The following is a 21,356-nucleotide window of genomic DNA, read 5'->3' as shown; positions in this document are numbered from 1 at the left end:
TCGAACGGCGAGACGAGGAGATTCCGATGACACAGCCCAGGATCCTGGTGACCGGCGCGACTGGAAAGGTCGGCGGCGCGGTGGTGACCCAACTGCACGCGGCGGGCGTGCCCGTGCGGGCGCTGGTGCGAGGGGAGGCGGACTTCCCGGAGGGTGTGCAGGCGGTGCGCGGAGATCTCGGTGATCCCGCGTCGCTGGGCACGGCCCTGGAGGGCGTCGATTCGGTCTTCCTGGTGTGGCCGTTCCTGAGCGCTGAGGGCGCGTCGGACGTGATCGACGCGATCGGGAAGCACGCTCGACGGGTGGTGTACCTGTCATCCGCCGGGGTCGGGGGCGAGAAGGAGAAGCCCGGCGAGGCGATCACCATGTTCCACACGGAGCTGGAGCGGCTGATCGAGGCATCGGGCCTGGAGTGGACGGCGCTGCGGCCCACCGGGTTCGCGAGCAACACGCTGGGCTGGGCGGAGGAGGTCCGCACCACCGGTGCGGTACGGGCGCCGCTGGCAAGGCTGGCCCGCCCGCTGATCCACGAGGCGGACATGGCTGCGGTCGCCGTTCAGGCGCTGACGACCGACGCCCTGCTCGGCGCCCACCCCCTGATCACCGGCCCCGAACTGATCACCCAAGAACGGCAGGTGACCCTGATCAGCGAGGCGATCGGGCGACCGGTGCGGTTCGAGGAGGTCGCGCTGGACGAGGCCATCGAGCAGATGAAGGCCGCAGGCTACCCGGCAGAGCTGGTGGAGGCCGTGTTGCCGGCCCAGGCGGAGATGCTCGACAATCCGGAGCCGGTCAACGATGAAGTGGAGCGCATCACGGGCACCCCGGCCCGATCCTTCCAGGAGTGGGCGGTGGACCACGCGGCGGACTTCCGCTGAGAGGGACGTCAATACACGTTGACATAGGCGACCGAAGCACCGGATCTCGACTCCGTCGCCCACACGCTTGACGCCGAGGTCGGGCCCCTGCTCAGGGAAGCCCCGAGCGGTTGAACCGTGCAGGTCGGGAGGCCATCTCGTGGCTATGGCGTGCCGTCACTCAGAAGGATCCGCACCCATCCCAGAAAGCCATCTCTGCAAGAGTTCTTGAGCACTTCCGACACACGCCCTAGTCCCGGACGCGCCCGGCGAGCCACGGCGTGAGCGCGACGCCCGTGATGAGCTCCCGGTGGGTCTCGTCGCCGGGCAGGGGGACGACGAGCCAGTTGCCCGGCGGGAAGAACCGTCCCTTCACGAAGGCCAGACCGCTGTAGACGGACGTCAGGAACGCCGGGACGGCGTCCCGGGGGACGTCGTGGAACTCCACTCCGTCGACGGTGATCTTCGCGTCGTCCTCGGGAAAGATCTGCACGGTGACCGCCGGGCTGCCGCCCAGTTCGACGAACGCCTCGTGGGGCAGCGTTCCGTCGGGATCGACGGCGGCGAACAGGGCGGCGGAAGTCCTCCGCGACGTCTGGTCGGCGCCGATGTCGTCGGTGACGGCCATGGGCAGCCGGTACTCGGCGGCGATGACCCGTATCGCGGCGACGGCCGACTCCGTGGTCGGCAGGGAGGGATACGTCATGATCCAGATGATGCCGCACGGGGCCCGGGGTGCCCACAGCGGATCAGTTCAACTGCGGCGGGACCCACGCGTGGTGTCGCAGGATCATGCGCGTCGCGGCTCCGGGCGGTGTCAGCCGCATCGCCGTGTTGCGCAGCGCGACGGCCAGGGGGTGTGAGAGCCGCTGACCCATCCGGCCCGCCTGCCGGGCGGCCCGCGCGACCGCCTGGCTGCGCGGGCGGCGCTCTACGTCGTACCGTGCGAGCGCGGCTTCGACGGTGGGCTCGGTGGCGAGCGCGGAGGCCAGCGTGACAGCGTCCTCCAACGCCTGACAGGCGCCCTGTCCGAGGTGGGGAGTCATCGCGTGTGCCGCGTCGCCGAGCAAGGCGATGCGCCCGAGCGTGTACGAGGGGAGCGGCCTACTCAGTTCATGGACGTCGTGGTGCAGTACGGCGTTGGGCCGGGTCGCGTCGAGCAGAGCCGGGATCGGGTCGTGCCAGTCACGGAATCGCCGGCGCAGTTCGGCCAAGGGGTCGGGGAACCGCGTGCCGGCGGGGAGGTTGAGGACGGCGTGCCACTCGGCCCGCCCGTCCCGCAAGGCGATGTGTCCGAACTCGGCCCCGCGTCCCCAGGTCAGCTCGAAGTCGCTGCGCAGGTCCATCGCCGGCTCCGTGATGGCGCGCAGCACCGTCGAGCCGCTGTAGGCCGGGCCGGGGTGGGTGGGGAAGAGAAGGCCGCGCACGGTGCTGCCTATGCCGTCGGCCGCCACCACCAGATCCGCCTCCAGGACCCTGTCGGCGCAGCCGACTCGCACCCTCCCGTGGTCGATCCGCTGGACCGATTCGACCTCCGAGCCGATCAGCAGAACCTCGCCCGGCAGGGACGCGCGAAGCAGCCGGTGCAAGGTGGAGCGGGCGATGCCCATGATCGGCGTGCCCACCGCCTTCTCCAGCACCGCGCCGTCCATCCGGGTCAGCCAACCACCCTCCGGCGTGCGGGTGCCGCCGGTGTACTGGCCCCGCGCGGCCTCCCGCACCGCCTCGCCGACGCCGAGTGCGTCCAGGGCCCGAAGGCCGTTCGCGGCCAGCGAGATGCCCGCCCCCGCGTCGTCGAGCACCGACGTCCGCTCGACGACCCTCACCTCCCAGCCGACGCGGCGCAGGCCGATCGCGACGGCCAGACCGCCGATGCCCCCTCCGACCACGACCGCCACGTTGCCCATGTCGAAACCCCCGTTCTTCTACATCTGTAGAAGGATGACCGTACCTGACGGTCTACAGGTGTAGAAAGGACCCATGGTTTCGGATCGGCGCACCCTCCTCGCGGACGCGGCTCTCGACGTACTCGCCGACGAAGGGATCCGCGGCCTGACCCACCGCGCGGTCGATCGCACAGCGGCCCTGCCACCCGGCACCACGTCCGCGTACTTCCGCACCCGCGCCGCGCTGCTCACCGGACTCGTCATGCGTCTCGTCCAACTCGACCAGGCGGAACTGCACACGATGGGCGAGCGGCTCCCGCCCCTGCGCACCGCCGAGGATCTGGTGGACGGAATGGTGGCGCTCACCCGCCGGCGGCTCACCGGCGAGGGCCGCCGCCGCTCACTCGCCCGCTACGCCTGCAGTATCGAGAGCGTCCGCGATCCGGAGCTGCGCGAGATCCTCGCACCCCGCGAGAACGCCGGCCGCGAGGCCGTTCGGCTGTTCCTCGCCGGGCAGGGCGTGACGGATGTGGAGAACCGTACGCACACCCTGCTGACCTGCGTCGACGGACTGGTCTTCGACCGGCTGGTGAACGGCGGCGACGTGCCGCGCGAGGCCCTCCAGGGCCTGGTCGCCGCCGCCCTACGGTAGCCCGACGCGCGGCCCCCACGTCCGCGGCGAACCGCTCGTCGGGAAGCCCCGCCTCGCGGAGCCGTTCAAGCGGAACGCACGGGTCCCGGTGCCTTCACCGGGGCCTGTGTGACACCCTGTTGCGCGTGATCATCAGGGTGAGTGAGGCACGCGTACGTCCTGAACGGTTCGAAGAGTTCCGCGGCGTGATCGTCTCCGCGGTGCGTGAGTTCCCCGGACGCCACCCGGGTCTGGTGGACCACGAGGTACTGCTCGCGCCGCCTGACTCGCTGTTGTACGTCAGCCGGTGGCGGAGTGAACAGGACTTGGTCGAGTACGCCGGCGAGCATTGGCGTGACCAGCCCGTGGTCCTGCCGGGCGAGGAGGAGTACCTCGTAGAGCCCCTTCGGGTCCGGCACTTCGTGCTTGCCTCCCTGACCTGACTCCTCGCCGTAGCCGATGGCGTCAGTCTTGGCCCGCGCTGGTCAGGGCGTTGCTGATCATGCGGGTGGCGAAGTCCTGGTCTTCGGTGAGGCGGTTGATGTGTTCCGCGAGTAGGAAGGCCGTGGCTTCCAGGGGCTTCATCTCCACCTCGGTCCAGTCTCCGTATTGCTTGCGCCACAGGTTGGGGCTCAGGCCGGTGCCCGCCGCGATGACCAGACCGGCCATGGTCGGGATGGCCTCGGGGCGGATGCTCCGCGGCATCCTGCGCATCGTGGCCACGAGGTTGGGCACCACGTACTCGATGACGTCCTTGTCGTGGTCCTCGTAGGCCATGCGCAGCCACTGCATGAACATGTAGATCAGCGTGCACGCACCGTCCAACAGGTCATCGACGTCCTGGGGCCCCATGGATGACGTGAGGTGGTCGATCAACTGCCGCTGCTCGGGATCGACCTCGGTCCGGCCGTCGTAGATGGCCTTGAGCCGCGAGTCGATCATCATGAGAGCCGCGTCGACATCGCCGGCGGGAGCGTTCTCAGGGTCGCAGGGCGACGACGTCACAGGGTTCCTCCTCGTGTGACCGCAGCAGGTGGTGCGGTATGTCCGTACCGTAGACCGCTGACCAGGCGCCGGTCTGGCGTTTCCCGAAGGGCGAGCCTCCCGGGTGGACCCGTGCCCCACCGACCGGGTACGGGGGTGGGCCAAGCCGTTGAACACGCAGGTCAGCGCGCCGCGTACGCACGGTCGCGCACCGGGGGATGCCGGGCCCGCCCCGCCCCTGCCCGGCGTTGATGCGGCGGGTTCGGGCCGTTCAGGTGGGGGAGTCCGGGGTGACGGAAGAGGGCGGAGGGAGCGGACTCGGGCGATGAGCTGGGCAGATGTGTGTGGAGTGAACGCGAAGGTGGTGCCGGAATCGGCCACCGGTGCGGGGCGGGCCGAACCTCTGACCGCCTTGGCCGTACTGCTGGGCAGGAGGCCACGGGCGCAGGAGGCAGAGGACGGTACGGGCCTGGCAGCAGGACGGGATCTTCCAGGTCCGGCGGGATCCGCGACCGGAGGAGACGACCGACGCCGCCCTGTGCGCGGCGCGCGCCTTCTTCCGGCTCCCGCTGGGGTTGAAGCACTGCTGCGTCGACGATCTGTCGTACAGCGGATACGTCGAGTCCGGGGAGGAGCGGACGGCCGGTCTGCCGGACCAGCCGGAGATCTTCACGGTCACCGGCCCGGTGCCGTGGCCCGGTGAGCTCGGTGAGCGGATCCTGCGGCTCGTCGCGCTGGCGCTGGGGCTGGGCCTGGGCGCCCCGGGCGCACGGCAGTTGACCGGGCTGACCCGTGGCGCGATGACGGGCTGCTGGTGATCGCGGCGCAGGACGACGTGGGCGGACTGTACGTACGGCCGCCCGTGGACGGTGAGCGGCGGTCGCGGAACCGGGTGGCCGGGAGAGTTCGGCCGGGCGGCCGAGGGCGCGGAGGACTGGCGGTACGTGGTGCCCGAGCCGGGCGTGCTGACCGTGTGCCCTGGGCGACGTCCTGCAGTTCCTGACGCGCGGGGCGGTGGAGGGGATCCCGTACCGGGTCCGGCTCGCGGAGCGGGAGCGGTACGCGCCGGCGTACTTCCACGAGCCTCACTTCGACGCGCGGATGCGGCCGTTGGGCGGGCGACGCGGCGAGGAGACGCTGCACCACGGCCCCCACGTCACGGGCATGCTGATGAGGTGCTACCCGGAACGGGCGACCACCCGTCGGATCCTCCGCTAGGGCCGGCACGCGCTCGTGCGAAAGATCTTCCACGGCCGCGCCGGGCAGCTCTGCCGGCGCTACCAGGACGGCATGGAGGACCGGATCGGCGCGCTCGGCCTGCTGCTGAACGCGCTGGTGCTGTTCAACACCAGGTACATGGACGCCGCCGTCACCCAGCTTCGCGCGGACGGCTTCGACGTCCGTGACGAGGACGTCGCACGCCTCTCCCCGTTCGTCCGCCACCACGTCAACCTGCTGGGCCGGTACTCCTTCGGGCCCTTCCCCCTGCGTCGCCCGCGCAGCTGCGATGCTCCCACCCATGCAACCGCGCGGGCGGTCAGGAGCATTCCCGGCCCCGTCGCCAGTCCGCCCACCAGCGCCGAGGCCGGCGGCGCTCACACTCAGCGGTCAGTCCAGGCAGAATTCGTTTCCCTCCGGGTCGGTCATCACGATGATCCCCTCGTCCTGGTCGTTGGGTTCGAGCCGGTACAGCCGCTTCGCTCCCAGCCCCTCCAGTCGGGTGGCCTCCTGCTCCAGCGCGGCCATCCGCTCCTGCCCGGTCAGACCGGGTGCGGCGCGCACGTCCAGGTGCAGGCGGTTCTTCACCGTCTTTCCCTCCGGAACCTTCTGGAAGAACACCCGCGGCCCCTTCCCCTCCGGATCCGTGATGGCCGACCGGTCGTTGTGGTGCTCGGGCGGCACGCCCCACGCCGTCAGCGCGGCCGCCCAGTCGGAGAAGCCCTCGGGCGGCGGCTGGACGCGATAGCCCAGCGTCTCGGCCCAGAACACCGCCTGCGCGCCCGGATCGGCGCAGTCGTACGTCACTTGGAATTCCTTGGCCATGCCGCCTCCGACCACTCGAAACCTGTCCCTGTCCTCCGCCATCCTCGCACCGCCCTCCGACAAACCGCTCGCCGACCCCGCCACCGTTGATCAAGCCCCGTCGCATCGCGGGGCGTTGCCCACCTGCCGCGCGGTCCGTGTCGTGTCTCACGCGCTGCCGGTGACCGACCGTTCGAAGGTCCGGAGCAGGTCCGCCGCGACGCTGACGGCGATCGTGGCAGGTTCCTTGCCGGTGATCCCCGGCAGTCCGATCGGGGTCTTGATCCGGTCGATGGTGGAGGCGTCATGGCCGCCCTCGGTGGCCAGACGTTGCCGGAACCGCGCCCACTTGGCCGGCGAGCCGATCAACCCGATCGAGCCGAGACCGGCGGTGCGCAAGGCGGCGTCGCACAGCGCCGCGTCCTCGGCGTGGTCATGGGTCATGATCAGGACGTGGGTGCCGGGCGGCAACCGTGTGAGCACCTCCTCCGGAAGCAACGGGGTGTGGTGCACGTGGACCTGCGCCACCGCGTCCGCGAGCACGTCGAGCCGTGCGTCGGTGAGCATGTCGGAGCGGCTGTCGACCAGGTGCAGATCGAGGTCGTGGCGGGCCAGGATGCGGGCCAGCTCCAGTCCGACGTGCCCGACGCCGAAGACCGCCACCGCTTCGACCACCGGCAGTGGTTCGAGCAGCACGGTGACCGCCCCGCCGCAGCACTGCACCCCGTGCGGGCCGGCGACCTTGTCGTTGAGGGCGAACTCCATCAGCTCGGGCTCCTGACGAGCCGCGTCGTTCAACTCGCGCGCCCGATCGATGGCGACGGCCTCGATGTTGCCCCCACCGATCGAACCCCAGGTCTCCGTCCGTCCCACGACCAGCTTGGCACCCGCCTTGCGGGGCGCGTGGCCGCGCACGGCCGCGACGGTCACGAGCACACCGGGTTCCCGGCTCGCCCGCAACCGCGCGACCGCGGCGACCCATGTCATGTCAGGCATTGCTCACAGCACGCGCACCGGTCGCGACCTGCCCGTCGTCGGGCGCGTGACCGTCGTGCGGCACCCCACCCCCGCGGACCGCTTCGATCGCCCAGTACACCGCCTCCGGTGTCGCGGGCGAGGCGAGTTCCACGCTGATTCCGTCGGGCCCGAACGCCGCGGCGGCCTGCCGGAGCGCTTCTCGAACCGAGAACGCCAGCATCAGCGGAGGCTCACCCACGGCCTTGGACCCGTACACCGCGCCTTCCTCGGTGGCGTTCTCCATCAGCCTGACGTTGAACTCCTCGGGCATCTCCGAGAAGCTCGGCAGCTTGTAGGTACTCGCCGCCTGCGTCAGCAGCCGACCGCGGTTCGGCCCGTCACCCGTGTCCCACCGCAGGTCCTCAAGCGTCAGCCACCCCGCGCCCTGCACGAAACCGCCCTCGACCTGACCGATGTCGATCATCGGGGACAGGCTGTCGCCGACATCGTGCACGACGTCGACCCGCCGGATGCGGTACGCGCCGGTGAAGCCGTCCACCTCCACCTCGGCCGCGGCGGCCCCGTAGGAGAAGTACTTGAACGGCGAACCCTGGAACGCCTTCGCGTCCCAGTGCAGACCCTCGGTCCGGTAGAAGCCCGCCGCCGACAACTGGACCCGCTGGAAGTACGCGGTGCGCACCAGTTCGTCCCAGGCCAGCTCCTCGTGCCCACCCAGGGCGCGTGCGACACCGTCGACGATGCGCACGTCCGAGGCGTTCGCCCCCAACCGGGTGCCCGCCACCCGGAGCAGCCGCTCGCGGATCTGCTCGCAGGCGTTCTTCACCGCCGCACCGTTGAGATCCGCTCCGGCACTCGCGGCGGTGGCGGAGGTGTTGGGCACCTTGTCGGTCCGCGTCGGAGCCAGCCGTACCCGGTGCAGCGGAATGCCCAGCGTGGTCGCCGCCACCTGCAGCATCTTGGTGTGCAGGCCCTGGCCCATCTCGGTCCCGCCGTGGTTGATCAGGACCGAGCCGTCCTTGTAGACCAGCACCAGAGCCCCGGCCTGGTTGAAGGCCGTGAGGTTGAACGAGATCCCGAACTTGATCCCGGTGATCGCGAGCGCCCGCTTGGTGTGCGGGTGCGCGGCGTTGAAGGCCGCGATCTCGCGCTTGCGCCCGGCGATGTCGGCGTCGTCTTGAACCTGACGCCAGAGGGTGGAGATCCGTTCGGGGTGGGCGACCGGCTGCCCGTACGGCGTCGATTGCCCTTGCCGATAGAAGTTGCGCTCGCGCAACTCCATCGGATCCAGCCCGAGCAGCGGCGCGCACCGGCCCATGATGTCCTCGATCACCAGCATGCCCTGCGGTCCGCCGAAGCCGCGGAAGGCGGTGTTGGAGACCTTGTTGGTCTTCGCGATGCGGCCGGCGATGCGGGCGTTGGGGATCCAGTAGGTGTTGTCGATGTGGCACAGCGCGCGGGCCACCACCGGCTCGGACAGGTCCAGGCTCCATCCGCCGTCCGCGGTCAAGGTGGCGTCCAGGGCCTGGATGCGGCCCTCGGCGTCGAAGCCGATCTTCCACTGGGCATGGAACCCGTGGCGCTTGCCGGACATGGTCAGGTCCTGCGTCCGGTTGAGGCGTACCCGAACGGGCCGACCGGTCAGCCTCGCGCCGAGCGCCGCGATGGCGGCGAAGCCGTGCGGCTGCATCTCCTTGCCGCCGAAGCCGCCGCCCATGCGCAGGCACTGCACGGTCACCTCGTGACTGTGCAGGCCGAGTACGTGGGCGACGATCTCCTGCGTCTCCGAGGGGTGCTGGGTGCTGCTCTGGACGAACATCTGCCCGTTCTCGTCGACAAGGGCCAGCGCAGCGTGCGTTTCCAGATAGAAGTGCTCCTGATCGGAGAACCGGAACTCGCCGGTGAACACGTGCGCGGAGTCCTCGAAGCCGGCGTCGACGTCGCCGGTCAGCATCACGGGCCGGGCGCCGTGAAAACTTTCGGCCGCGATCGCTTCCCGCAGCGTGATCACGGAGGGCAGCTCGTCCAGTTCCACTTCGACGGCCGCCGCACCGATGCGGGCCGCCTCCAGGGTCTCGGCCAGCACCCAGGCCACGGCGTGCCCGTGGAACATGACATGGTCCGGGAAGAGCGGTTCGTCGTGCTTCATCCCGGCATCGTTGACGCCGGGCACGTCCGCACCCGTCAGGACGCGGACCACACCGGGCACGGCGAGCGCCGGTTCGGTGCGCAGCGCGACGATCCTGCCGTGGGCCCTCATCACCTGGACCGGGTAGGCGTGCAGGACGTCCTTGGTGCGGTGGACGAGGTCGTCGGTGTAGAGCGCGGCGCCGGTGACGTGCAGGTGGGCGCTCTCGTGCGGCATCGACACGCCGACGACAGGGTTTTCGGGGCGCTCGGACAACTGGCTCATGACGACACCGCCTCGGTGGTTCGCGCGTACAGCTTCAGCAGGCTCTGGCCGAGCATCGCGGAGCGATAGCCGGCGCTGGCGCGGTGATCGTTCATCGGTGTGCCCTGGGCCCGCAGCACGCGAGCCGCGGCATCGACGGTCTCCGCCGTCCACGGCTTGCCCTCCAGGGCCGCCTCGGTGGCGAGGGCGCGGATCGGGGTGGCGGCCACGCCGCCCAGGCCGATGCGTGCCTTGCGGACGATCCCGTCCTCGATGTCGAGCGCGAAGGCGACGGCCACGCTGGAGATGTCGTCGAAGCGCCGCTTGGCGATCTTGTGGAAGGCCGTGACGGGCGACAGCGGCAGCGGGACGCGCACGGCGCGGATCAGCTCGCCGGGGCGGCGTACGCTCTGCCGGTAGCCGGTGAAGTAGTCCACCAGCGGGACCTCGCGCTCACCGTCGGCGTCGGCGAGGACCACCGACGCCTCCAGCGCGAGCAGCACCGGCGGGCTGTCACCGATGGGGGACCCGGTGCCGAGGTTGCCGCCGAGGGTCGCGCTGTTGCGGATGAGCCGGGACGCGAACTGCGGGAACAGCTCCGCCAGCAGCGGGACGGCGCCGTCGAGACGGCGCTCGATCTCCGTCAGCGTCTGCGCCGCTCCGATCTCGATGTGGTCGGATTCCACGCGCAGCCCGCGCATCTCGGGCAGACGGTCGACGGCGACCACGCAATTCGCCCGGCGGGAACGGATGTTCACCTCCACGCCCCAGTCGGTGCTGCCGGCGACGACGACCGCGTCGGGCCGTTCGCGCAGCAGCCGCAGCGCGTCGGGCAGGCTGCTCGGCCGGAGGAACGTGGCGTCGTCCCGGGTGTATTCGGTGGCGACCGGCGCGGGCGGGGACTGCTCGCGACGCTGCGCCAAGGGGTCGTCCTCGGTGGGCGCACCGACGGCGAACGCGGCATCGCGAATCGGACGATAGCCCGTGCAGCGGCACAGGTTTCCGCTCAGCGCGTGCAGGTCGAAGCCGTTCGGACCGTGCTCGGAGTCGGTGCCGTCACCCGAGTCGGGGCCCGCGTCCGAGTCGGCGTTCGGGTGCGGGCAGCGGTCGGGGCGGTAGTACTCGGAGGCCATGCTGCAGATGAACCCCGGTGTGCAGTAGCCGCATTGGGAGCCTCCGCGGACGGCCATCTCCTCCTGCACGGGGTGCAACGCGGCCGGCATGCCGGCTTCGCCGGCTGGGGCGAGACCTTCGGAGGTGATCACCTCCTGACCGTCGAGCGCCGCGACGGGGATCAGGCAGGCGTTGACCGCCACCCAGTCCGTGGGCTTGTTCACCCCGGGACGGGCCACCAGGACCGAACAGGCTCCGCATTCACCCTCGGCGCAGCCCTCCTTGGTGCCGGTGAGGCCACGCTCGCGCAGGAAGTCCAGGACCGTGCTGTGCGGTGCGGCCGGTGAAATCGGCGCTTCTTTTCCGTTGACCGTGACGCGCGCCGCTACCACGGCACGTTCCCGTCTCGGGGCGCGGTCGATCTGACTGTCGTAGTCGCCATGTCGTGAGCTTTCTCTTTCGGTGGCGCGGCTCGATAACCCAGAGCGCGACACGTCGGCACGCGATGATGTGCCGTAAGCGGTGACAGAGAGGAAACGATTCCGGGGCCGCGAAGGGGCACGCCGGGAAGGGGGCTGTTTCAGCGGGGGGCTGTTCAGCAGCCGTGTGCGACGCGACCCGGAGCCCAGGCGACCTGGTGAGCGAGGGGCAGCGGTGCGGAGATGGTGTGCATCCGGCTTTGCCCCCTTCGAGTTCGATCAGCTCACGAGTCGGTGCCGACGAAGTTACGTCGCAGCAGGTCATCGGTCAAGCCGGTCCGGGTCGATTCCCCGAGGCTCGCCTGTTACGTCGGCTCCTGCGGCGTCAGCTGCCGTGGGCCTGAAGGTCGTCGAGTTCGGCGGCGTACAGCAGGGCGGGGTCGAAGCCCATGGCGGTGAAGTGGCCGGCGAGTTCCAGGGACAGGACGCCGTGCAGGCGGGTCCAGAAGGCCAGGAAGCGGTGGAGGGCCTCGGGTGGGGCGGGGTGATCGCCGGCCCAGTCGCGGTGCTCCGCCAGGTGGGTGCCGAACGGCCGCGCGGGGCCGGTCGGGGCCGGTGTCGTGCAGGCGTCGAGCAGGGTGGTCATGATCTCGGCGGAGATGGCGGTGGTGTCCTCGGGCGCACGGTAGCCGGGGACGGGGGTGCCGTAGATCAGGAAGTACCGCTGGGGGTCTGCCAGGGCCCAGGCGCGCAGGGCCTGCGCCAGCCCGGCCAGGTCGGCGCCGGCGGCGGAGGCCGCGCGGAGGGTGTCGGCGAGGCTTCGGTAGGCGTCGCGGACGAGTTCGGTGATCAGTTCGTCCCGGCCGGCGAAATAGCGGTAGAGCGCCGGTCCGCTCACGCCCATCCGCTTGGCGATCGCGTTGAGGGAGAGCGCCGTCGCCCCCGCCGTGGCGATCTGCTCCCAGGCGTGCTCCTTGATCTCCGCGCGCACCTGGGTGCGGTAGCGCTCACGCGGGGTCTCCGCGCCCGTTCCGGCCATGACCAGCCGCCCTTCCCCGTCAACCCGTCAACCCGCCCCGCGCTCAGGGTTGGTGAGAAGGTATCACGCATCCTATTGCCTTTCACTCAGGCGGAGTTATACCTTCTAACCATCGCTTGAGGCTCTGCCGCTCTCGCTCGGCACCGCCCGCCCACCGAACGCCAAAGGGGACCTCCATGTCCGGCATCCGCCACACCGGCCTCCGCGCCGCCCTGTTCACCATCCCACTCGTCGTCGGCCTCCTCGGCGCCGCCGCGTTACCCGCCGGGGCGGTCGCCTCCACCGACCCCCGCCCCGCCAAGTCCCTCACCTGCCGCGGTGCCGGCGTCGACCCCGACGCCCGCGTCCGACACCGGGCGGAGATCCTCATCGACGCACCGCTGCGCACGGTCTGGAAGCTGCAGACCGACATCGAGCGCTGGCCGTCCTGGCAGACTCCCGTGACGACCGCCGAACGCCTCGATCACGGCTCCCTCCGCAAGGGTTCGGCCTTCCGTTGGACGACCCCGCTACCCCCGAACCCGACGCCGGCCACCAGCCTGGAGATCACCTCCACCGTCGAACAGCTCGGGCACCACTCGTGCATCCGCTGGACGGGCCCCGCGATCGGCGAGGGACTGCACATCGACGGCGTCCACGTGTGGAACTTCACCAAGGTCCCGGGCGGCGTCCGGGTCAGCACCGAGGAGAGCCATACGGGCCCCCAGGTCGACGCGGACGTCCCCACCGCGACCGCCCTCCTCCGCCAGGGACTCGAAGCATGGCTGAGCGACCTGAAGACCACCGCCGAGTCCTGCAGGCGCCTGCCGGGTTCCGACCGGAGTTGCTGAATCGTCAATGCTTCGGCAGGTGGGGCCCACGGGCCTACGGGCCTACCTCGGAGCTTGTGTCAGTGCTGCGAGCGGGATCGCCACGGTGTCCTGTGGAGGTCGCGACACGTACAGGGCCGTGTGGAAGTAGCCCTCGGTCTCACGCCCGTGCGGGTCTTCGCCTGTGGCGGCCACCGCCTCAACGGCGTACTGCTGCTCCCGCGCGCTGGTGAAACGGCGCTGGGGGAAGGTCGATTCGGTGGCCTTCTCGGTGACCAGTCCGTGGGAGCGCAGGCTCGCGGCGATGGGCTGGTAGGAGCCCGTACGCAAAACGAAAGCGGCGATCCACACGGGCGCGTCGGCAGCGGCCAGGAGCGGCTCGAAGGTGCGAGGGGACAGGAAGCTCGCTCCGCCCGTCACCGTGATCGAGTGGACGCCGCGCATGGCGCGGCGCAGGGCCGGTGACGGCGGGCCGGTTTCGAGGTTCTCGGGGAACGCGTGGTCGAGGAGGCCGACCGCGAGCGCGTAGTCGAGGGCGGGCGCCGACACGTCGAGTCCGGCCACGGGTACCGCGTCCTGGCGCCGGCGGGCCGCGTAGTAGGCACGGTCCCGTTCGATCAGTTCGGCGGTGGTGAGTGCGTCGGCCTGGGGCGAGGTGTAGTGGGCGTACAAGTCGTCCCACGACAGGTCGTGGTTGAGCAGGGCCGCGTTGATGCCGTAGGAGCAGCAGAGGTCCAGCACTCCCGTACGTCCCGCCTCCCGGGCGGTCCGGTGGGCGGCCATGCGTCGGAAGACTCCCTGGGCATGATGGGGCGTCTGGTAGTCCAACGCGCCCAGCACACGGAAGTAGGCGCGCGGATCCGGCTGGTCGTAGAGGTCATCGAACGGGGTCCTGCCCACGGGGGCGGCGCCCGGCGTCGACTGGTCGGTCGTGGTATCGGGAACCCTTGCCCTGTCCATCCCACCCCTTCGCTCGCCTGACGGTGACCCCGACAGTGTGAACCTCACGGCCACCCACGCACAGGGCGCTCCGGGAGTGGACGGCGAGTTCGTTGCGGTGACCGCCCCGGCTCCGGCTCGTCGAACCGGGCCGGTGACAGCCGCCCCGGCCATGCCCCACAGGACCCCACTAGTCGGCGGCAGGCGGTCCGACGGCCTGTTCCAGGGCTTCCAGGACGGTGTCCCTGAACAGGGTCGCCTTGTAGCCGGTCTGCGGCAGCGGCCTGCAACGGGCGAGTACCGTCGCCGCCGCCGCGGCGAGCACCCCGGGGGTGGCCTCGTGGGCGATCAGGGCGGCCTCCACCTCCGGCAGCCGCAGCGGGACGCGCGCCACCCCGCCCGCCGCGACGGCGGCGTGCGTGATGGTGGCGCCGTCGAGCGCCAGCCGGACCGTGGCCTCGACCAGGGGCCATTCGGCGTGGGCCCGACTGGTGGCCCGGTGGCAGGCGGCTCGTTCGCCGGGCCAGGGTGCGGGCAGGCGGACCGCCGTGAGGATGCGGTCCGGCGGCAGCAGGTGGTCGGTGCGGAAGAGCCGGTCGCCGTCCCCGTACAAGTCGGCCACGCCGCGCGGGGATTCGCCGTGGACCTCGGCCTCGGCATCGTAGGTGAGCAGGGCCATCGCCAGGGTGGACGGGTGCGGGGTGACGCACGGGCCGTCACCGCAGACCACGCCGAAGTGGTGGTCGCCCTGGCGTGCGGGGCAGTCGGTCCCGCCCTTCTGGAGGCAGCTGACGTGCGGATTGCGGTAGTACCAACAGCGGTTGCGCTGAAGGAGGTTGCCTCCCAGGGTGCCGGCGGCGCGGATCTGCGGAGTGGCCGCGCTCCCGGCCGCCAGCGCCACGGCCGGCCAGCCGCCCCGGACCCGCGGGTCGGTGGCCAGCGTGGCGAGGGTGGTCAGGGCGCCGATCCGCAGTCCGCCACCGGGCAGTGGCGTGCACCCGTGCAGGTCGCCGGTGCCGGCCGTGCCCCCGGTGCCGCCGGCTCCGCCGAGGTCCGTGAACGGTCCGGGGGAGATGCCACTGCGCTGTCGGGCGGTGGTGTCCGTGCCGCCGGCGCGCAGCTCCCCGCCGCGGGCCAGGACGGCGGCCGAAAGGTCGGCCAGGGCGGGCTCGCCGCTCATGTGCCCAGTCCTTCCAGGAGCCGGTCGGGGCGGATGGGCATGTCGTACGGGCGCCACCCGGTCGCGTCGTGGACCGCGTTGGCCAGGCACGCCGCGGTGGGCAGGGTCGCGATCTCGCCGAGACCGACACCGCCACCGGGAACGTGCTCGAAACCGTCCTGATGGAAGTGGACGGTGATCTCGGGGGTGTCGCCGATACCCGGGACGCGGTAGTCCTCCAGGTTCTCGGTCAGCACCCGTCCGGTGACCGGGTCGGTGCGCCGCTCCTCGTACAGGGCGTAGCCGATCCCCTGGACGACGGCGCCCTCGCACTGGTTGCGGGCCAACCGCTCCGCGTGGATGCGGCCCGCGGCGACGCCGCTCCACACACGCAGCGGTCGGATCCGGCCCAGCCGCGTGTCCACCTCGACCTCGGCGACCTGCACCGATCCCGTGAAGCCGCGGCCGATGGCCACGCCGCCCATGGTGAGGAAGGGAGTCACGAAACCCCGGCGGTCGCGGGGGCGGCGGCCGGTCACCCGTACGCCGTGCGCCGAATCCAGCCGGGCGGTGACGTCACCGCCGCCGAGCGCGTCGAGCAGCCGGCGGGTGGCGTCCACCGCGGCCGGCACGATGGAGGGTGTCGTACGGCTGCCGCCGGACGTCGGCCCGTGGACGGCGTCGCTGTGGCCGACCTCGGCGCGCACCCGTGCCTCCGGCACGCCCAGGCCCTCGGCGACGACCCGCCGCAACACGGTTCGCGCGCCCGTGCCCATGTCCTGCACGGCGCAGCGGGCGACGACGAGCCCGTCCTCGACGGTGAGCTCGACCTCCGTGGCGGGATCGAGGAAGTACAGCCAGTTGCCCGCCGCGACGCCGACGCCCCTGCGGAAGCGCCCGGTGCCGCCGCGGCGCCCCGACCAGACGGGAAGGGCCGCGGCCCAGTCGTACAGGGCGTGCCGCTTGGGGTTGCCGTCCCAGCGGCGGCGCAGGGCGATCGGGTCTTGACCGAGCCGGTGGGCCATCTCGTCCACCGCCTGCTCCAGGGCCCAGCACATCGTCGGTCCGCCCGGTCCGCGGAACGGTGCGCCCGGGGGCCGGTGGGTGACCGTGTCGAAGTCACGGAGCCGACGCGGGGCGTTGCCGTACATGAACCGGGCCAGTGCGGCCACGGTGCCACCCACCGCGATCCCGCTGTCGGAGTCCGCGTCCATGGCCAGCGCGCTCAGATCGCCGGCCGCGTCCGCGACCATCGCCAGCCGGATCCGCGCGCCGGGCCGGTATCCGCCATCGACGAGCTCCTCGTCCCGGTCCAGCACCACCCGAACGGGTGCGCCGTGCAGCCGGGCCAACTCCACCGCGGCGACGACATCGGAGGTCATCCCCATCTTGCAGCCGAAACCACCGCCCACGTGGACGGCCTTCGCCACCACCCGATCGACGGGCACACCGAAGCGCTCGGCGGCGAGCTCGGCCACCTGCTTCACCGACTGCGTGGACACCTCCAGGTGGAGGGTGCCGTCGACCCACTGGGCCAGGCAGGCGTGCGGTTCCAGCGGAGTGTGCGTCTGCGCGGCGGTGGTGAACACGCCCTCCACCACCCGCTCGGGGTCGCGGCTCCGGGCTTCGAGGATGCGGCGCACGGCCGTGGCGGGGCGCCGGCTCATCGCGGACGGGCCCCGCAGGTTGCCGCGCCAGCGGGCGGGCACCAACTGGGGGGTCTCCCCGGCTCCCGGCGCCCGCTTGCGCGCGGCCTTGTCCTCGTAGACCAACGGTCCCTCGCCGGTCCGGGCCTGGCGTGCGTCCAGGGCCGCGGGCCGCACCTCGTAGTCCACCCTGACCCGCGCCGCGGCCGCCCGCGCGGCGGCCCGGTCCGGCGCCGCGACCGCCGCCACCGGCTGCCCGACGTACCGCACCACGCCGTCGGGAGGCAGCAGCGACACCAGCGCGACGTCTCCGGCCTCCAGGGACCGGACGTGCGCATGCGCGTGCGGAGAACGGATGATCAGCCCCTGCAGCAGCCCTTCGGGCCGGTGGTCCGTGGTGTACCGGGCCGACCCGTCGATCTTCTCGGGGGCCTCGACGCGCGGGACCGCCGGCGCCTGCCCATCGGCACCGGCACCGGCACCGGCCGGCGCCGAGTCGTAGTCGCCCGCGCAGGCGGCGGCCACCGCGCCGATGATCCCCTCGTACGCGCCGCAGCGGCACAGGTGGCCCGCCAACGCGTCCGAGATCTCCTCCCGCCCCGGGCGAGTGCGGCCGTGCGCGGCCCGCCACCGCTCGAAGAACGCCGCCGCCTCGACCACGAACCCGGGGGTGCAGTAGCCGCACTGGAGGGCGTCCTCGCCGGCGAAGGCACGGGCCACCGGATGGCCGGACAGGCCCTCCGCCGTCGTCACCCGTCGGCCGGCCAGCCGGACCGCCGGCGTCAGGCAGGACACCCGGGGCTCACCGTCGACCTGGATCGTGCAGGCCCCGCACACCCCGCCGGCGCAGACCAGCTTGGTGCCGGTCAGGCCCAGCCGGTCGCGCACCACCTCCACGGCGGCCGGGTCATCGTCCACGTCCACCGCGCACCGGGCGCCATTGACCTCGAACTCCACGAGACGTACTCCTCAGCCGGGGCGACCGTCGGGCCTCACGCTCACCTGCACGCTCCTTGATATCCCGTTCCCGGCCCCCGCGCAGTCCGGCGCGCGCCCGCCGAGGCCGTTGTGCCCGCCATCGGACCAGGAGCTCTACCGGATCAGCCTCCGCAGGGCCTCGGCGGAGCCGGGGTCGTTCGGGGCGTAGAACTCCGGGCGGTGGTCGAGGCTGTCGGGTGGGATGCCGGCCTCACCGCGATGAGCCGGGGATGGAGGGCGAAGGGGAGAAGCGGATCTTCTGGGGGCCCTTCCCGTCGCCCTTCCAGTCGAGGAACAAGATCACGTCGGTGAAGAGGCGGTGGCGGCTGGGCCAGCGGGAGGAGTAGGAAGCGGGGGTCGTGGACCCGTCCTTCCCCTGGTTGAGACGCGGAGCCAGGTCGGTGCGCCTCGTCACGGCCAGACCGCCCCCGGTGATCATCGCCGTGACTTCGACGTTCGTACCCGTCGCGTTGAAGACGGGACGCCGGCCGGCGAAGGATTCGGGCATGTCCCAGGAGACCGTCGCCCAGTGACGGATGGTCGCACCGGATTCGGTGACACAGGCCTTGACGGTGAAGTCCCAGTTGTCGGGCCAAGGGCCGCTGTAGGCGGGGTCGTCGATGGTCTTGGAGGACACCTTGCACCGCTCCACGGCGTGCGCGGGGCCGATCCCCGCGGCACCCACGAAGACGGAGGCCGTCACCAGTACCGCCGAGAGCTGCCGGGTGGGGGTTGTCGTCCTGAGCATGGGGTGTGCCTCCTCTGGTCGAGTGACCAGGTCAACGAGACGGCCCAGCTCACGGCAACGCTCGGCACTCCGACGAACTCGGCGATCCGCCGGCTCGATTCGTGCGCCCGCGACCCGAGGCCTGCGACGCGCTGCTCGGGTCAGCGGGTGAGGAAGCGGGTGGCGCCGACGTAGACGCGGCCGCTGGAGCCGATGGGCTCCTCCTTGACGGGGTCACCCGTTCGAGGTGAGTTGATCATCATGGGTTCGCCGTTCCGCGTCCCCGAATAGATGCCGACGTGGGTGACCTGCGTGCCCGTTGCGGGGCGGAAGGCGACGATGTCGCCGAGCCGGAGGTCCGCCGTACCGGTGATGCGCACCCCCGCGGCCGAGCCGGCGGGTACCTGTCCGCCGCCCGCGTCGAACTGCGGTTGGGCGTCCCGGGGGATCGTCACGCCGAGCGCGGAGTAGACCTGGCTGGTGAGACCGGAACAGTCGTAGCCGAATCCGGAAGTACCCGACCACAGGTAGGGCAGGCCCAGGAAGGCGCGTGCGGCGGCGACCACGTCCGCGCCGCTCGATGCGGACGGCACCCTCGCCAGGTCGCCCGCCCGGAAGAACACCCGGCCACCGCTGGGCGAGTGGGCGGTGACGACGCCGGGCACCGGACCGGCCTCCACCGGGAAGGAGGTGTTGTACGAGTACTCGCCCACCTGCCCGGATCCGCGCCCGGCGAGCGCGGCGCGGGCGGTGGAGAAGCCCCGGGCCGTGGGGCGGGCGACACGTTCCTCGTGCGTACCGGCGGGCGGGCGGCGGTGCTCCGAGGTCAGTTGCCGGTCGGGAATCCAGCCGGGGTAGGCGCCCCGTCCGGCCTCGTCCCTGGGGGTGGGCTGACCGTGCACCCATACGTGGTCCCAGAGCAGACCGCCGTGCCACTCGCTGCGGTCGACGGTCACCCGGATGCCGTGGAGGGCCTGTGTCTCCCCGGCGACCTCACGCCGCTCGTCCAGGGACATGCCGGCCAACCAGCCGCGGACGTCGGCGGGATTGGTGGTCGCCGGAGCGTCCACGGGGCGAACCTGTTCGGGGCTGACCCAGACCTGAGCGACCGCCACGTCGACGTAGCAGGTCGGGGCGCCGTCGCAGGGGCGGGGCGCGGCGGACGAGGCGGGTGAGTGGGCAGCGGCGATGGGAGCCGCGGGGACCGCGGCGGCCGGAGCGGCGAGGACGAGGAGCGCTGCGGCGGTAGCCGTCAGGACGGTCTTCACGGAATACATGCGTCATTCCTGTCCAGGACGGCACTCCCGCGAACCACTCCGGTCCGGCCCCCGGAACCGGAACCGGGGCCGGGGCCGGGGTCGGAGCCGGGGCCGCGATCAGCGGCTGTGTCCGTCACACCCTGCGGGCGGCCGCTGGACCGCCGGCCTCGTTGCCGCCTCCGGGGCCGGGGAACTGCCTGACCGCAGACCAGCCCCGGCGAGTTGCGCGATCGTCCACACGCATCCCGTGTCAGAGGCGACACGGCAGGGGGAGCGGGCGATGCTGGACGGATGAGCCCCAGCGACGACGCCCAGGCCGTGCCTGACCACGACCGGCAGGATCCTTCGGTGCCGACGGTGGGGGTCGAAGAGGAGTTCTTCCTCGTCGGGGCCGGCTCCCGCATGGTCGAGCCCGCCGCGGGACGGGTGGTGGCACACGCTGTCACAGCCCTGGGCGACGACGTCTCCGGTGAGTTCACCGAGTTCCAGATCGAGACCAGGACACCCCCCTGCACGTCGGCTTCCCAACTGCATCGCGAGCTGCTGCGCCTGCGTGCCGGCATCGCACAAGCGGCCGCGGCGGAAGGGCTCAAGGTATGCCCTTCGGGCACACCGGTGCTGCGCCCCCCGGGGCCGATGCCCGTCGCGGCCCATCCGCGCTACCGGGCCAGCACCGACCTGTTCAGGTCGATGATGGACGATTACGCCATCAGCGCTCTGCACGTCCACGTCCACCTGCCCGACCGGGATCTGGCCGTGGAGGTCTCCAATCACCTGCGGCCCTGGCTGCCGCTGCTGGTGGAGATGAGCGCGAACTCGCCCTTCTGCGCCGGACGCGACACCGGCTACGCGAGCTGGCGCTCGGTGATCCGGCTGCGCTTCCCCTGCCTCGGCCCCCCGCCGTACGCGCAGTCGTTCAAGGACTACCGGCAGCAAGCCGCGGCCATCGCGGAGGTGGGCGGCATGCCGTTCGCGGAGCTGCCGTTCTGGGACATCCGCCCCCACCCGCGGCTGCCCACCGTGGAAGTCCGCTGCATGGACGTCCCGCCGGATCCCGCGGACTCCGCGGCTCTGGCCGCCGTCGTCCGCGCCCTGGTGGTCACCGCCGCCCACACGGCGCGACGCGGCGACGCGGCCCCGCACCCGCCGACCGAGCTGTTGCGCTGCGCGTACTGGAGCGCCACGCGCGACGGCTGGAGCGGCCGGGGCCCCGATGCCCTGACCGGGCAGGTCCTGCCGGCGGCGGTGCGCGGCGCCCGGCTGCTGGACCACATCCGCCCCGCGCTGGAGGAACACGGCGACATCGAGACCGTCACGGCGTTGCTGCGACGGCTGGCGGGCCGCGGGACGGGAGCGCACCGCCAGCGCGTCGCCTCCCGGCTGCCGGGCGGCCTGACCGCGGTGGTGGACGACCTGACCGGCCCACCCCCTGGACCCGCGTCGGGAACGAGTGCCGCCCTGGCGGCGAAGCCGTAATTCACCTGACCGGCGGGTATGCGACGGCGCCGGGTCGCCACCCGT

General features: G+C 71.8%; 20 protein-coding genes and 1 pseudogene. 8 read left to right on the top strand and 13 right to left on the bottom strand.

Annotated elements, in window-relative coordinates; all coding sequences use genetic code 11:
• The first annotated feature begins 26 nt into the window (after positions 1–26).
• The gene (locus tag M4D82_RS02070; protein WP_249764350.1) at positions 27–878 is read left to right on the top strand and encodes an NAD(P)H-binding protein; all 852 of its coding nucleotides are present in this window, start codon (positions 27–29) and stop codon (positions 876–878) included.
• Positions 879–1,107: 229 nt separating this feature from the next.
• On the opposite strand, the gene M4D82_RS02065 is transcribed toward M4D82_RS02070, so the two are convergent.
• A complete protein-coding gene (locus M4D82_RS02065; protein WP_249764349.1) occupies positions 1,108–1,563 on the bottom strand; it encodes a hypothetical protein in 456 nt (151 codons plus the stop codon).
• Between the two features lie 43 nt (positions 1,564–1,606).
• Positions 1,607–2,764, bottom strand: a complete 1,158-nt coding sequence (locus M4D82_RS02060) for an FAD-dependent monooxygenase (RefSeq protein WP_249764348.1) — start codon at positions 2,762–2,764, stop codon at positions 1,607–1,609.
• Positions 2,765–2,837: 73 nt separating this feature from the next.
• Here M4D82_RS02060 and M4D82_RS02055 point away from each other — a divergent pair, with 73 nt between their 5' ends.
• Entirely contained in the window at positions 2,838–3,395 is a 558-nt protein-coding gene (locus M4D82_RS02055; RefSeq protein ID WP_249764347.1) for a TetR/AcrR family transcriptional regulator, read from the top strand.
• A 125-nt stretch (positions 3,396–3,520) separates the two neighbouring features.
• Positions 3,521–3,817 (top strand): antibiotic biosynthesis monooxygenase, encoded by a 297-nt coding sequence (locus tag M4D82_RS02050; protein WP_249764346.1) that lies wholly within the window; start codon positions 3,521–3,523, stop codon positions 3,815–3,817.
• 22 nt (positions 3,818–3,839) lie between these two features.
• On the opposite strand, the gene M4D82_RS02045 is transcribed toward M4D82_RS02050, so the two are convergent.
• Positions 3,840–4,319 carry a hypothetical protein gene (locus M4D82_RS02045; protein WP_249771381.1) on the bottom strand — a complete coding sequence of 160 codons (480 nt, stop codon included), beginning with the start codon at positions 4,317–4,319 and terminating at the stop codon, positions 3,840–3,842.
• 524 nt (positions 4,320–4,843) lie between these two features.
• On the opposite strand from M4D82_RS02045, the gene M4D82_RS02040 reads away from it, so the two are divergent.
• The 3 genes and pseudogenes from M4D82_RS02040 to M4D82_RS02030 form a co-directional block, all read left to right on the top strand.
• On the top strand, positions 4,844–5,176 hold the full coding sequence (locus M4D82_RS02040) for a 2-oxoglutarate and iron-dependent oxygenase domain-containing protein (protein WP_249771379.1): 333 nt from the start codon (positions 4,844–4,846) through the stop codon (positions 5,174–5,176).
• A 196-nt stretch (positions 5,177–5,372) separates the two neighbouring features.
• A complete protein-coding gene (locus M4D82_RS02035; protein WP_249764345.1) occupies positions 5,373–5,576 on the top strand; it encodes a hypothetical protein in 204 nt (67 codons plus the stop codon).
• Positions 5,577–5,867: pseudogene (locus M4D82_RS02030) on the top strand (Tn3 family transposase); the annotation flags it as partial.
• 99 nt (positions 5,868–5,966) lie between these two features.
• On the opposite strand, the gene M4D82_RS02025 reads toward M4D82_RS02030, so the two are convergent.
• The 5 genes from M4D82_RS02025 to M4D82_RS02005 form a co-directional block, all read right to left on the bottom strand.
• A complete protein-coding gene (locus M4D82_RS02025) occupies positions 5,967–6,401 on the bottom strand; it encodes a VOC family protein (RefSeq protein ID WP_249764344.1) in 435 nt (144 codons plus the stop codon).
• A 147-nt stretch (positions 6,402–6,548) separates the two neighbouring features.
• A complete protein-coding gene (xdhC, locus tag M4D82_RS02020; protein ID WP_249764343.1) occupies positions 6,549–7,367 on the bottom strand; it encodes a xanthine dehydrogenase accessory protein XdhC in 819 nt (272 codons plus the stop codon).
• Between the two features lies 1 nt (position 7,368).
• A complete protein-coding gene (xdhB, locus tag M4D82_RS02015) occupies positions 7,369–9,768 on the bottom strand; it encodes a xanthine dehydrogenase molybdopterin binding subunit (protein WP_249764342.1) in 2,400 nt (799 codons plus the stop codon).
• Positions 9,765–11,252: a xanthine dehydrogenase small subunit gene (locus tag M4D82_RS02010; RefSeq protein WP_249764341.1), complete on the bottom strand. Its 1,488-nt coding sequence runs from the start codon at positions 11,250–11,252 to the stop codon at positions 9,765–9,767. The genes xdhB and M4D82_RS02010 overlap by 4 nt, the downstream gene beginning before the upstream one ends.
• A 412-nt stretch (positions 11,253–11,664) precedes the next feature.
• Positions 11,665–12,318 (bottom strand): TetR/AcrR family transcriptional regulator, encoded by a 654-nt coding sequence (locus tag M4D82_RS02005; protein WP_249764340.1) that lies wholly within the window; start codon positions 12,316–12,318, stop codon positions 11,665–11,667.
• Between the two features lie 176 nt (positions 12,319–12,494).
• Here M4D82_RS02005 and M4D82_RS02000 point away from each other — a divergent pair, with 176 nt between their 5' ends.
• On the top strand, positions 12,495–13,148 hold the full coding sequence (locus M4D82_RS02000) for an SRPBCC family protein (RefSeq protein ID WP_249764339.1): 654 nt from the start codon (positions 12,495–12,497) through the stop codon (positions 13,146–13,148).
• 42 nt (positions 13,149–13,190) lie between these two features.
• On the opposite strand, the gene M4D82_RS01995 is transcribed toward M4D82_RS02000, so the two are convergent.
• The 5 genes from M4D82_RS01995 to M4D82_RS01975 all read right to left on the bottom strand — a co-directional run bounded on the left by M4D82_RS01995 (position 13,191) and on the right by M4D82_RS01975 (position 19,853).
• Positions 13,191–14,027 (bottom strand): hypothetical protein, encoded by an 837-nt coding sequence (locus M4D82_RS01995; RefSeq protein WP_349637033.1) that lies wholly within the window; start codon positions 14,025–14,027, stop codon positions 13,191–13,193.
• Between the two features lie 229 nt (positions 14,028–14,256).
• Positions 14,257–15,246, bottom strand: a complete 990-nt coding sequence (locus M4D82_RS01990) for an FAD binding domain-containing protein (protein ID WP_249764337.1) — start codon at positions 15,244–15,246, stop codon at positions 14,257–14,259.
• Positions 15,243–17,828, bottom strand: coding sequence for a molybdopterin-dependent oxidoreductase (locus M4D82_RS01985; RefSeq protein WP_249764336.1), 2,586 nt, complete (start codon positions 17,826–17,828; stop codon positions 15,243–15,245). The genes M4D82_RS01990 and M4D82_RS01985 overlap by 4 nt, the downstream gene beginning before the upstream one ends.
• Before the next feature lie 232 nt (positions 17,829–18,060).
• A complete protein-coding gene (locus M4D82_RS01980; protein ID WP_249764335.1) occupies positions 18,061–18,597 on the bottom strand; it encodes a hypothetical protein in 537 nt (178 codons plus the stop codon).
• Between the two features lie 140 nt (positions 18,598–18,737).
• Entirely contained in the window at positions 18,738–19,853 is a 1,116-nt protein-coding gene (locus M4D82_RS01975) for a C40 family peptidase (protein WP_249764334.1), read from the bottom strand.
• Between the two features lie 273 nt (positions 19,854–20,126).
• Between M4D82_RS01975 and M4D82_RS01970 the strand changes: the two genes are divergently transcribed.
• Positions 20,127–21,311, top strand: coding sequence for a carboxylate-amine ligase (locus M4D82_RS01970; RefSeq protein WP_249764333.1), 1,185 nt, complete (start codon positions 20,127–20,129; stop codon positions 21,309–21,311).
• The last annotated feature ends 45 nt before the right edge of the window (positions 21,312–21,356 follow it).

The organism is Streptomyces sp. RerS4 (assembly GCF_023515955.1).
GTDB lineage: Bacteria > Actinomycetota > Actinomycetes > Streptomycetales > Streptomycetaceae > Streptomyces.
The sequence above is the reverse complement of the archived record's forward strand: the minus strand, read 5'-3'. Positions and strand labels throughout refer to the sequence as shown.